11 protein-coding genes, 2 tRNA genes and 1 pseudogene are annotated in these 13,107 nt (G+C 34.0%); 10 read left to right on the forward strand and 4 right to left on the reverse strand.

What is annotated here, in order from left to right:
• Window positions 1-7 precede the first annotated feature (7 nt).
• Window positions 8-896, reverse strand: a pseudogene (locus tag OPR58_RS03515) (alpha/beta hydrolase family protein).
• 102 nt (window positions 897-998) lie between these two features.
• On the opposite strand from OPR58_RS03515, the gene ispD reads away from it, so the two are divergent.
• The 3 genes from ispD (at window position 999) to tnpC (ending at window position 3,888) form a co-directional block, all read left to right on the forward strand.
• Window positions 999-2,204 (forward strand): 2-C-methyl-D-erythritol 4-phosphate cytidylyltransferase, encoded by a 1,206-nt coding sequence (gene ispD, locus OPR58_RS03520; RefSeq protein WP_265023010.1) that lies wholly within the window; start codon window positions 999-1,001, stop codon window positions 2,202-2,204.
• 124 nt (window positions 2,205-2,328) lie between these two features.
• A complete protein-coding gene (locus OPR58_RS03525) occupies window positions 2,329-2,454 on the forward strand; it encodes a hypothetical protein (RefSeq protein WP_265023011.1) in 126 nt (41 codons plus the stop codon).
• 78 nt (window positions 2,455-2,532) lie between these two features.
• Window positions 2,533-3,888: an IS66 family transposase gene (tnpC, locus tag OPR58_RS03530; protein WP_253309750.1), complete on the forward strand. Its 1,356-nt coding sequence runs from the start codon at window positions 2,533-2,535 to the stop codon at window positions 3,886-3,888.
• An 86-nt stretch (window positions 3,889-3,974) separates the two neighbouring features.
• On the opposite strand, the gene OPR58_RS03535 is transcribed toward tnpC, so the two are convergent.
• The 3 genes from OPR58_RS03535 to OPR58_RS03545 form a co-directional block, all read right to left on the reverse strand.
• Window positions 3,975-4,841, reverse strand: coding sequence for a ParB/RepB/Spo0J family partition protein (locus tag OPR58_RS03535; RefSeq protein WP_265023012.1), 867 nt, complete (start codon window positions 4,839-4,841; stop codon window positions 3,975-3,977).
• The gene (locus OPR58_RS03540; protein WP_010404000.1) at window positions 4,838-5,680 is read right to left on the reverse strand and encodes a ParA family protein; all 843 of its coding nucleotides are present in this window, start codon (window positions 5,678-5,680) and stop codon (window positions 4,838-4,840) included. The genes OPR58_RS03535 and OPR58_RS03540 overlap by 4 nt, the downstream gene beginning before the upstream one ends.
• Before the next feature lie 86 nt (window positions 5,681-5,766).
• Complete coding sequence (locus OPR58_RS03545) at window positions 5,767-8,247, reverse strand: response regulator (protein ID WP_265023013.1); 2,481 nt, start codon at window positions 8,245-8,247, stop codon at window positions 5,767-5,769.
• Between the two features lie 159 nt (window positions 8,248-8,406).
• Here OPR58_RS03545 and hemF point away from each other — a divergent pair, with 159 nt between their 5' ends.
• The 7 genes from hemF to sucC all read left to right on the forward strand — a co-directional run bounded on the left by hemF (window position 8,407) and on the right by sucC (window position 13,107).
• Window positions 8,407-9,231: an oxygen-dependent coproporphyrinogen oxidase gene (gene hemF, locus OPR58_RS03550; protein WP_010403993.1), complete on the forward strand. Its 825-nt coding sequence runs from the start codon at window positions 8,407-8,409 to the stop codon at window positions 9,229-9,231.
• 82 nt (window positions 9,232-9,313) lie between these two features.
• Window positions 9,314-10,453, forward strand: coding sequence for a hypothetical protein (locus OPR58_RS03555; protein WP_265023014.1), 1,140 nt, complete (start codon window positions 9,314-9,316; stop codon window positions 10,451-10,453).
• A gap of 68 nt (window positions 10,454-10,521) precedes the next feature.
• A tRNA-Glu gene (locus OPR58_RS03560) sits at window positions 10,522-10,593 on the forward strand.
• 32 nt (window positions 10,594-10,625) lie between these two features.
• Complete coding sequence (locus tag OPR58_RS03565) at window positions 10,626-11,321, forward strand: 16S rRNA (uracil(1498)-N(3))-methyltransferase (protein ID WP_265023015.1); 696 nt, start codon at window positions 10,626-10,628, stop codon at window positions 11,319-11,321.
• A gap of 122 nt (window positions 11,322-11,443) precedes the next feature.
• Window positions 11,444-11,517 (forward strand) — tRNA-Pro (locus tag OPR58_RS03570).
• Window positions 11,518-11,715: 198 nt separating this feature from the next.
• A complete protein-coding gene (rpsU, locus tag OPR58_RS03575) occupies window positions 11,716-11,916 on the forward strand; it encodes a 30S ribosomal protein S21 (protein ID WP_007302350.1) in 201 nt (66 codons plus the stop codon).
• Window positions 11,917-11,946: 30 nt separating this feature from the next.
• A complete protein-coding gene (sucC, locus tag OPR58_RS03580) occupies window positions 11,947-13,107 on the forward strand; it encodes an ADP-forming succinate--CoA ligase subunit beta (RefSeq protein ID WP_265023016.1) in 1,161 nt (386 codons plus the stop codon).

Raw genomic sequence — 13,107 nt, forward strand, 5'->3', positions numbered from 1 at the left:
GTAAGTACTATCTATTCATTATTTTATTAGGCATGAGATCAGCCAAATTTTCACTCAATTGCCAACTAGATAAAACTCCGTTATGCGGGTTATCTGTAAAGCCTCTCAGATTAACGATCTTAATCGAATTTCTATTTAACAATAGATCGTCTACTGCCTTTGCCAATTGTGCAGGATATGGTATTAAGGTGTCTCTTTCATGATTAATGACTACTATTGGTATATTATCATTTTGTAGCTTTTGTATATTGCTTACTATATCAAAATCTAAATTTAGGACCTTAAGCATCTTTTTCAATAAGCATGAGGGCAGTACACTTAAAATTTTTGCTTGAGGAATTGGAAAATGCTTTATTGCATTATGAAAAGAGCTGAAAGTGCTAGTAAAAATAACGCCTCCAAGTTTAATATTTTTGTCTGTAAAATATTTTAATACTTCTGATGCAACTGCTCCTCCAAAGGAATGGCCGAAAAGTATGATGTTTTCAGGTTTTACACCCTTGTCCATTAATTCATTGATTTTTTTTATCGAAGACTGAGATAAGCTTTTATTCTTATTTATAAATGGAATCATGAGTATTGATATAGACAAAAAAGTGCCAAATCAAAGCTGCTAATATTGCTGAATTCGCTGTCCTAGACGTCATTGGGTTGGTAAATAATATCAGAGCGGGTGATAATATGGATATTCCTAAAAATAAGAAACTAGCTATTGCGTAAGTTATATAGTTTTGAAATGCAATTGGGTATTTATGTGCATGAGTGTAGAAATTAGACCTATGGAGATATGTAGATCTATCTTGTATATACCTGGACGCATTTTTATAATTATCACCTATTCCATGAAAAAATATAAGATGTATCTCATTTTCTTTATTATACTTAGCAACGTGCATTATTTCCCTCTAACATATATTACACCTAGTAAAAGAATATTCTTTTTTGAGAATTGAATCAAACTTTTTTAAAATGCTAGATAACTTGTATTAACAACGAAAATGATAAGCATGTACACTAACAGACTTGAGGAATACAAGATAGCAGCATTAATAGTTGCAGCAGGAGTAGGCAGTAGATGCAATGCCAAAATCCCTAAACAGTATATAAAACTGGCAGGTAAGTCTGTTTTATTTCACACAATTAGAAAATTCTTAGCTAATCAGTACATAAGTTACATAAGAGTGGTAGTAAATGAAAGTCAAAAAGATTTCTATAAAGAAGTTACGTCATCAACTATAGATACTAAATTGCTGAGTCCAGTATGTGGAGAAAAAAGCAGGCAGAGTTCAGTTAAACTTGGACTGGAGAGTTTGCAAAAGATCAATCCAGATTTTGTTATTATACATGATGCTTGTAGGCCTTTTGTATCAAATATTCTAATAAATAACTTGATTGAATCCATGATTAATGGTCAATATACAGGAGTAGTTCCAGCAATAGAAGTCGAGGATACTATATCGTTGGTGAGTAATAATTTCGTTGAATCTACGATTTCAAGAGAAAAACTTAGAGCCATACAAACCCCTCAAATTTTTAATTTCAGAGAATTATTATCGTGCCATCAGTCAGTCAAAGAATTTACTGATGATTCATCACTAATGGTGGAGCATAAAAAACATGTTGCGATTATTGAAGGTGAGAAAAAGAATTTTAAGTTAACTACAAAAGAGGATATCAATATGGCAAAACTTCTCTTTGGAGAGCCAAAATTCCGTGTCGGAACCGGTTATGATATACATAAATTTGTTAAAATTCAAAATGATGCTAAGAGCTTTATAAAAATTTGCGGTGTGGAAATTGAGCATAATATGGCAATAGAGGCACATTCCGATGGTGATGTTGCAATACATGCAATCGTTGATGCAATACTCGGAGCACTAGGATGTGGCGATATAGGAGAACATTTTCCTCCTAATTCCTCTAAATGGAAGGATTGCAATTCATCTCATTTTCTTGACTTTGCTGCTAAAAAAGCACAGGAAAAAGGATATAGCGTGTCTAATTTAGATATTACTATAGTTTGTGAAGAGCCTAAAATATCGCCTTACAAAGCAGGAATGAAGGAATTCATATCAAAAATATTAGAAATTAATGGTGAATTCGTAAGTATCAAAGCAACCACAGCGGAAAAATTAGGTTCTATTGGTAGAAATGAGGGAATAGCAACGTATGCTTCTGTGCTATTGCGTGCAAATTTTTATTGAAGGTAGAAACGAAATAACTTACTTGACAAACTCCACCATTTCGTAACCGTTCACGGAGATAAGGTGGTTTACAAAGTAAGTATAAAAGTGTAAAGAGATAGGAAGCTAAATATGGAATGGGTAAATGACAACAGTGCTGCAAGAAAAGGTTGTAGCAGAAAACGCTAATCTCAAGGAAGAAATAAAAGCACTGATCAGAGAAAATGATAGCTTGAAAGCAAAAATAGTTGAATTAGAAGACAAATTGTAACCGTTCACGGAGATAAGGTGGTTTACAAAGTAAGTATAAAAGTGTAAAGAGATAGGAAGCTAAATATGGAATGGGTAAATGACAACAGTGCTGCAAGAAAAGGTTGTAGCAGAAAACGCTAATCTCAAGGAAGAAATAAAAGCACTGATCAGAGAAAATGATAGCTTGAAAGCAAAAATAGTTGAATTAGAAGACAAATTGGGCTTAAATTCGCAAAATTCATCGCTGCCACCATCACGAGATATATATCGTAAGAAAGCAAAAAAGAAAAGTGATAAAAAACCAGGAGGTCAGCCAGGACATAAGGTGCATAAGCGTGAATTAATGGCTGCAGACGAGGTAGTGAGATGCACAATTGATACAATTTGTATGTGTGGAGGTAAGATTACTTTAGAAGATGAAATTATTCATCAGAAGGCAGAGTTGCCAGAAATTAAGCCAATTGTAACTGAGTACAGGTTGCAAAGAGGACATTGTAGAGTATGTAATAAAAGAATTACAGCAAATTTACCCGAAGGTGTTGCAAGAGATTTTCTAGGACCCAATGCTAAAACAGTTATAAGCAGCCTTAGCGGCTTTTTTATTAACTCAAAAAGAGAGGTACAGCAAATTTTGGGCAGTATTTTTAATCTAAATATAAGCCTTGGTTTAGTCTCAAATACTGAACGCAGGGTATCGAAGAAGTGTGCATCTGAATATGAGAAAATGAAGGAAGAGTTGCAAGGAAGCGAGTATTTGCATATAGACGAAACAGGGCACAGAAATCAAGGAAAGAGAGGCTGGAGTTGGGTAATAACAAACAAAGCGTTGACACTTCTGAAGGTAAGCGAGTCTCGTGGTAAGAAGGTGTTGAAGAGTTTACTGCCAGAATATGATGGTATAGTTGTGAGCGATAGATACGCTGTATACAATTACTTCAATCGTGAAAATAGACAGATATGTTGGGCACATCTGGCAAGAGATTTTGAGAGATTTGCCCATAGTAAAAATGTTGAAGTGAGCAAAATTGGCCAAGCACTAAAATCGCTCAGCAATAAGGTGTTTGTAGTAGATAAGGCAAAAAAACAAAATTTGATAGATAATTTGAGATTTTATCGACTGGTGCGAAAAATTCGGAAAAGGGTAAAACATTTTTTACGTAAAATGACGAGGGTTGCAAATAGCACTCAAGCTTCAAGAATGGCCGCTAAGATGTTACGATCTGAGGATATGATGTGGAAGTTTTTAAGAAAACCTGAAGTGATAGAAACAACTAATAACCTTGCAGAACGGCAAATTAGACGGTACGTAATTTATCGTAAAAACAGCTTTTTCACCTGGTCAGAACGTGGAGAAAGATTCGTGGAAAGAATGTTGTCGATATTTTTGACATCACGTCTAAATGGCCAGAACCCCTTTCAAAAGCTACAGAATCTAGTAGCTGTCACTGCTTAGTTCTTTAATTCATTCTCACAATCCGTGAACGGTTACACCATTTCACTTCCATTGCAAGGAAAGTGGGAAGGTTTGTCAAGAAATTTCTATGAGCTACTTTCGACATTAATAGCTGATTCAAGTCTTCTATTCAAAATTTTCAATATAAAATCCAATTCATTTGAGTTGTTATAACGTATCATGACTTTACCCTTAGAATTACTGTCATTAATTTTGATCTTTAAACCAAGCTGAGAAGATATAGCTCCTTCTAATGCTGCCATATCTTGATTTTTAGTACACTTATGCTCTTTTCGGTCGTTATTTTGTTGTAAGTCTTTTATCAATTTTTCAGTTCGTCTAACGCTCAGGCCCTGAGAAACTATTCTTTCTGCAATACTTTCCGCATTTTCAACATTAATCAATGCTCTTGCATGACCCATAGACAATTTTTTCTCGTTGATCATTGTTTTTACTCCATTAGGGAGTGACAGCATTCGTATCATATTGGTTATGTGACTGCGGCTTTTACCTAAAGTTGAAGCTAGTTCTTCGTGTGTATAGGAGAATTCATCTATTAGTTTCCTATACGCTTCACCTTCTTCTATTGGATTAATGTCTTGCCTCTGTATGTTCTCAATTATCGATACTTCTAAGCATTCCTTGTCATTTAAATCTTTTATGATGACTGGCACACTATCAAGATTTGCAATTTTACTTGCCCGCCAACGACGTTCCCCTGCTACTATTTCATAACCTTCATTATTTGGATCTTTGCGCACCACAACAGGTTGTATTATACCATTTTTCTCTATCGAACCTGCAAGTTCTTTTAATGACTCCTCATCAAAATATTTTCTCGGCTGAAATTTGCTCGGGTGTAGTAATGAAATAGGTAACCGATCTTCTTTATTACCATAATTATCGCCTATGAGGCCAGCAAGACCTCTACCTAAGCGCCTATTGTCCTTCATGCTGCACCCTCACTTATCAGCTTTTTCTCTTTACAGATGCTCATGTGTTTCTTTAAAATTTCTTTTGCCAAACTTATATATGCTTGTGCACCAGGACACTTAAGATCATATACAATAGCAGGTTTTCCATGAGAAGGCGCTTCTGATAACCGTACATTACGTGGAATAATGGTCACATACAAGGGGATAATAGTTTTATATACTTTATCATTTAAATATTGGCAAATATCATTTTTAATCTGCTCACTAAGTTTGTTGCGTCTGTCATACATTGTGAGCAATATTCCTTCTATTAACAGGAAAGGGTTTAGGTTATTTCTTTTTATCAGCTCTACAGTCTTAACTAAATGGCTCAATCCTTCCAGAGCGAAAAATTCACACTGAAGAGGAACAATAATCGAGTCAGCAGCGGTCAGAGCATTGATAGTAAGCAGACCAAGTGATGGAGGACAATCGATAATTATGTACTCATAATTATTACGTACTTTCTCTAGCGTATCTTTTAGTACGAATTTTCCCTGCTCAAGTTGTGATAGCTCAATTTCTGCAGCTGATAAGTCAACCACTGATGAAATCAGCGATAGATTTGGAATTTCCTTTATATTGAAAATTGCCGATTCCACCAATTCACTTTCGCTGCTCAGCAGTATTTTATATATATTTTTTTCTTCCCTGCTACGATAAGAAATCCCAAGTCCTGTACTAGCATTTCCTTGAGGGTCAAGATCTACCAGTAAAGTACTTTTTCCCACAGCAGCAAAGGCTGTTGATAAATTTATACTAGTTGTAGTTTTACCAACTCCACCCTTTTGATTTACTATTGCAATGATCTTGCTCACGCCTTTTATCTTATGTATAAAATAACTCTATTGTATATATGCAAGAAATTTTTGCATTAGAAAAATTTTTTTGTTGCCAATCATGCTCAAAGTAAACTGCCTTTTTTTGTCTTGTGTAACACACTTTGAACCTTATTTCCTAACTCATTCAGAGTAAATGGTTTGGGTAAAAAATGGAAGTCTTCTATATTGATTTCATCGCTCTTTAAAAAAGCATCCTCTGTATACCCAGAAATAAAAATAACTTTGATGTTTGGCCTATGTATCAATGTTTCTTTAACTATTTCTGGACCACTCACCTCTGGCATGATTACATCAGTGATTATTAGATCTATGTGTTGATTTTTTTTTCTAATGATCTCTAGTGCCTCGCTGCCTATACTCGCTTCTATTACATTAAATCCTTTTCTTGTAAGAGCCTTAGCAGTAAATTCCCTTACTGAATCTTCATCTTCAATTAATAAAATTATACCATTACCTTTAATCTCTACCGGTTTCTCTATTTCTTTACTATCTTCCTCTTTATCATTTTCATCCGATATGTAAACTATGGGCAAAAATATGCTAAATTTAGTTCCATGATTCACTTTGCTAGCAACATAGATGTATCCTTCGGTTTGTTTAATAATGCCATATACAGTAGAGAGGCCAAGACCTGTACCAGAAGTAATATCTTTGGTAGAAAAAAATGGATCAAATGCCTTTTCAATTATATCACTCGTCATTCCACATCCAGTATCAATCACTTCAATCACAACATAATTCCCATGTTCAATCGTTTCCTTATCTGGAGAAAACATATCCTGAGGTGTAGAATTTAATGAATCAACCTTTTGATTAAAGGTTCGTATAGTTAACTCTCCCCCCTTTTCCATAGCAGCACCAGCATTAACTGCTAAGTTAAGCATAACTTGCTCTAATTGTCCTTGGTCAGCCCTAACAGCACCCAAATCGCTACCATAATAAATATTAAATTTTATATTTTCACCTATTAATCTTTTGATCATTTCATAAAGATCAGCTATCGTACCATTTACATTAATAATCTTTGGCTGCAAAGTCTGTCTTCTTGAAAAAGCAAGCAGTTGTCTTACTAAATTTGACCCACGTTTTGCATTTTGCTGTATCTGTATTATATCTCCAAAAGATGGATCGCTAGCTGAGTGCTGGAGTAAAAGCAAATCACAAAATCCTATTATTCCGGTTAATATATTATTGAAATCATGTGCAATACCACCTGCTAATTGCCCTATAGCTTGCACCTTTTGATAATGCTCAAGTTTTATCTCTAGTTTTTTACGTTCAGTATTATCAATAAAATAACAAAGTATGAACATCACTTTATTATGAAGAAACTTATTAAAATATATTTTCATGTTATTACCGCCATTGAGCTGCACATCAAAGGACGCATTATTTATCCTATTACTTGAAAAATATTCACGCACTTTCATATGATAACCATCTGATATCAATGCAAAGATAGAACCATTATTTGACCCCGCAAGTTTTACTAATGCTATATTTTTCTTTATAAAATTGCCATTTATGTCGCATTGTGCAATAGCAATTGACGAATTTGTAAAACAAGGGTGTAGTTGATAATCAACAATATTTGATTCAGTTGGTGTTATAAAGCCGTGTATATAGCTATGATTGTATTTATCACAAAATATAGCAGTACTCATATAAGCCTTAAATGGAGCACCGCTTATAGTAAAAAACATAATTTCATTTTTGGTTATTGTATCGTCATACTTAGATTGAGATATAAAATCATTGATTGAGCTACCTTTTTCCAATTTTTTTAGTTCAAACATGTCTAAAAATCTTTTATTTACAGATAAGATACCTCCTTTTGTATTTGCAACGTAAGTTGCTATATTGTGTTTCTCTATCAACTCTTCATATACCTGCTCTTTGTTTACCTGTGTTGCCTTCAGTACAAAATACCCATTCGGTCTTGCTATTGGGGCTAATGATAAATTTAAAGTCTTATTACTATTTATAGCAATTTGTGGATTATCCGGTATTGGTTCAGAGAGCAAAAGAAAGTTAGATATTCTACTCTTCTTGCTTAAGGAAATGCATACTTTTACAGAAGTGTTATTTCTTAACGCATGATAGAGTGATTTTCTGTCTTTTTCTGACACATCTCCTGCTTCAAGAATTTTATCTAGCGTAACATCATCGTTTATGTGATCTTTAAACCTTTCGTAGAACCTCGCATCAGCATAAATAATACCCTCATCTTTATGTAAAATGAGACAAAACTCTGTATTATGATTCAGCGCATTTGCAAATATTGCATTTTGAAACTCTATGATATTAAGTAGATACTTGTAACGTTTTATATTATATGCCACAAAGAGAGTCATTAGAATGCTAATTAATAAATTAATCTCTATATTAACATGCTGACTATATACATTAGAAAAATAGAGTACTGATATTGCTATTGGAGGTAAGAACATAATGACTGCCATCACAATAATTGACATCCCATAATTTCTTAGTATGAAGTCAACTCTGTTCTCTTTTTTGTCATCTATGTATCTTTTACTCATTATTATTGCTTGGCATCCTTGCACATATAAAAATATTCTACTATATTGATTTAATTATTATAGATTTATTAACATCCTTGATGGGTAGTTACTATCCCAATCTAATTAATTCCTGTAAATATAGAGTAGAATAATATTAATAAGCCAACAGAAGGCATTATGGAAAAACAAAAGACACAAGCATTTGAATGGTTCTGCGCACTGAGAAACAAGATCACCGAATCTTTCTTATCAATTGAGTTACAGTCATTCACAGAACCAAAAATCGAAAAAAGAAAGTGGAACCGACCAGGTGGAGGAAGTGGTGAATCTACAATTATCTTTGGTAATATTTTTGAAAAAGTTGGAGTAAACGTTTCAAGAGTATACGGAAAGCTCGCAGACTCAGCCATTAATGAAATTCCTGGTGCAAGTGAAAGCAATGGAGAGTTTTGGGCAAGCGGTATATCTTTAGTGTCTCACATGCAATCTCCCCTTATCCCTGCAGCACATATGAACACAAGGCTGATATATACCTCAAAACAATGGTTTGGTGGAGGAATGGACTTTACTCCAATTTATAAAGATGAGGGAGATTGCAAGTATATTCACGAATCAATTAAAGCAACTTGCGATGAGTTCAACATCGAATATTATCCGAAATTTAAAAAGCAATGTGATGATTACTTTTTTTTACAACATAGAAAAGAGCCACGTGGTATTGGTGGAATTTTTTATGACAATCTAACTTCTGGCAACTGGAAAAATGATTTTGAGTTCACAAAAGCAGTAGGTGAAGCCTTTTTAGAAATTTACTTACACATCATACACAAACATATGCAAAAATCTTGGACAAAAGAACAACGAGAAGAACAATTGATAAAACGTGGCAGATATGTGGAGTTCAATCTTCTTTATGATCGTGGTACAAGGTTTGGTTTAATGACTAATGGTAACCCCGATGCAATTATGATGTCGATGCCGCCTCTTGTCAAGTGGGTGTGAAAAGCGGTTATTAATATAAAATAAATCGTTATAGTTTAAAATTGTACCACAATGGTGAGCTTTTATATAGAGGGGTACAATCATGGGTATAGTAGATAGTTTTTTAATTAAATCCTCTAGAAATAGCAATATAAGAGGCGTGAGGCTAGCTTTAAGTCTTCATAATATAGTAAACAGCTTTGAAAAACTCTTTTCTAGAATTAATCCTTTTAGGAACAAGGGGTCATTTAACTTGAATAATGATCAAACTTTAAATCGAGCTTTAGAGTATGCAGTAACAAATCTTGATCATAATGTAATGACGTTACTTATTAGTGCTGGAGCAAATATTAATGAAATAAATAATAGTATAGGAAATGTAATCCTTCAATACAAAATAGCATCAGAAGCTATGCAGTACGGAGATAAGGACAGTCTCAAAGATCGTAAAGAAAAATGTTGTTTAGTGCTTGGTGAGCTAATAAAAAAAGAAAGAAAAGAAATATTGGAGATTTTGAAACAAACGGAAAGTTGTGACAAGCTTAAAGAGGAAGTAGAGCTAAAATTTAAGGCCAACTCACCTAAAAAACCTCCTAGAATTTTTGAGCATGATGATATTTTACTTTTAAAAGAGCCCATTTATGATGAGGTATATGACGCTAAGGTTAGTAACTCATTAGAAGAGTTGAGCGTATCGGAAGAATCCATTTATGCTGAAGTATATGATTTGCATAAAAGATCTACTGAAAATTTATCATTGAAAGATAGTGGTTATTCTAGTATATCAGGAGAACCTATTTATGAAGATGTAGATGATTTCTCAGAGCAAAAAAAGCCCACTAGCTTAAATCATAAAGAGCAACCAGAGCCTATTTATGCTAAAGTAGATTTATCGAAAAAGAGATCAGAAAGACAAGCAAAACATATAAAAGATAATTCTGGGACTTATCATGGATTAGTGCAGGATAAAGTGAATAATTTGCAAGTAAAACTAAATGAGCAAAGTGCTAATAAGCCAGCGAGTCAGCAAATCAAGACCAAGGCTGGCTTTAACGTAAAAGAAATAAGGCAAAATTTTGAGCGTAGAGATTCTGGATACGATTCTGGCTATGATTCAGATACAAAAGTTGAACAAAAATTAGATTTAGGATCTAAAGCTCCTAAATCTGAGATAGGTTCAGTAAGCATTGAACATGGGGTAATAGGAGGCTGTCGATATAAAATCACTGATATATCACTCTAACTGTGTGATTCAAAATAATTGAATTGACTTTATATGTATAATCGATATAACTCAGTTAGATTCAAGTCGACTCTTTCGTCTAGTGGTTAGGACACCACCCTTTCACGGTGGTAACACGGGTTCAAATCCCGTAAGAGTCACTCAAACAGAATGCAAATAACTAAAGTTTTGAATGAAAAAAATTAGGCTTTATGTTGAAGAAGCTTTATCACAAAATGTAAGTTTGGCTCTTCATCCACGACAAAGTCACTATATTTACAATGTAATGCGGCTTAAGAAGCATGATAACATCTATCTTTTTAATGGAAAGGATGGAGAATGGTTAGGAGAAGTAGTGAATATATCAAGTAAATCGACAAAAATTATAATAAAAGAACGCACTAAACAACAACAACATGAAAAAAATCTATATTTGTATTGTGCTCTGGTAAAAAGCGGCGCCTTAAGCAACATAGTAAGACAAGCAACTGAAATGGGAGTAACCTGCATTCAATTTATTTCAACAGAACGTACAGTAGTAAAAAACATTAACCTAAGTAGAGCGAAATTACAGGCAATTGAAGCTGCGGAACAATCCGGTAGGACAAGTATACCACAGATTTTTCTTCCTATTAATTTTTGTGAATTATTCGATTCCCAGAATAAAAATTTTGTTTTGTGTGATGAAACAGGTGAAGGACAACCTCCTAATAAAGTTCTAAAAGGCAAGAAAAACGTTGCTATTATTGTTGGCCCCGAAGGTGGTTTTTCATCTTACGAACTTGATTCTGCCAATAAATTTTGTCAGAAACTGAGTCTAGGAAAAAGAATTTTGAGAGTTGATACTGCTGTAGTTGCTGCATTAACCTTCACCAATTGGTATAGCTAGATTTTTTAATATGGCTAGTGCAACTTGACACTCTATATAAAGAAATCTGCATTATATTTTTCCTAAAAGAAATAAATGAAACTTGCATTTTTCCGAACTATCGATACTCTTAGTAAAGAAGTCGGGGCGTAGCGCAGCCTGGTAGCGCATTTGGTTTGGGACCAAAGGGTCGGGAGTTCAAATCTCTCCGCCCCGAGATTAGAAAAATTACAAGAGCACTGTAACCTAAAAGCAATTTTTATCAGCAAGTAAATGATTGACAGCAGAATGAAGCTTTTTTCATATAAATCACTGCATATCATATTCTATCGCTCAAGTTTATAAAATAATTGACAATGTTAATTTTCTAATTTATAAATGGATTTTGAAGTGATTACCGAAGGAGGTATAGAGTTTGATTGAAGTATCAGTCCATTATGGTGATGTAGATAGAGCTCTTCCAGTGTTGAGAAAAATAATTCAAAAGGAAGGAAGAGGGCTCAAAATGAAAAAAAAATATCACGAAAAGAAATCAGAGAAAACAGCTAAAAAAAAAGCTGAAGCAAGGAAAAAGAGGTATCAGCAAGAATGCAGAAGACAGCGTTATGGTTGGTAGTTTTTACTAAGGTTAATAATTAGTTATCTTATGAATATTCATGAATATCAAGCAAAGGAAATTTTACACAAGTTTAATGTCCCGTTACCAAAGGGTTTTGTTGCTACATCTGCAGAAGGAGTAGAAACTCAAATAAATCAACTAAAATCTGACGTGTTTGTGGTTAAAGCTCAGATTCATGCAGGTGGTAGGGGTAAGGCTGGTGGCGTAAAGCTAGCAAAGTCAACTAAAGAAGCTCAACAACTTGTAAAGGACATGCTTGGCATAACTTTAGTTACTCATCAAACAGGGCCTAGTGGACAGCAGGTAAGAAGAGTATACATTGAGGAAGGTTCAAGCATTAAAAAAGAGTACTATTTGAGTCTAGTAGTTGATCCAAAGCTCAGTAGGTTAGTATTTATATTTTCCTCAGAAGGTGGAATGGATATTGAAGAAGTGGCAAAAAATTCTCCTACAAAAATTGTGAAATTTGATATTGACCCTGCTACTGGTTTTACAAATCTTGATAACAGTAAACTTGCCAATAATTTTAATTTGAATTCAGAACAAATAGAAAGAATAACAAATATTGCAAAAAATATATATGATGCGTTTATTACAACTGATGCAAGCCAAATAGAAATTAACCCACTAGTTGAAACAAATTCCGGGGATTTTGTTGCACTTGATGCTAAAATTAATTTTGATGACAACGCTTTATATCGTCATCCAGAAATCGTGCAGCTTCGTGATTATGATGAAGAAGTTAAAGAAGAGATAGAAGCTTCAAAACATGGACTTAGTTACATCAAAATGGATGGCAATATTGGTTGCATGGTGAACGGTGCAGGTCTTGCTATGGCAACAATGGATATAATAAAGTACTATGGAGCAGAGCCTGCTAACTTTCTAGATGTTGGTGGTGGAGCAAGTAAGGAAACTGTCACTGAAGCATTTAAAATTATATTATCTGATAGTAATGTACAAGGAATTTTGGTTAATATATTTGGCGGTATAATGCGTTGTGATATCATTGCAAATGGAATAGTTGAAGCTGCAAAAGAAATAGATATTAAGGTCCCTTTAGTGGTTAGATTATCAGGCACTAACTTTAAAGAAGGAAAAAGAATTTTAGAAGAGTCAGGGCTAAATATTATTGCTGCAGACGAACTTGACGAGGCTGCACAGAAAATAGTACAAGAGGTGAAGTAG

It is taken from the genome of Wolbachia endosymbiont (group B) of Ischnura elegans (genome assembly GCF_947251585.1).
In the GTDB taxonomy this organism is placed as follows: domain Bacteria; phylum Pseudomonadota; class Alphaproteobacteria; order Rickettsiales; family Anaplasmataceae; genus Wolbachia.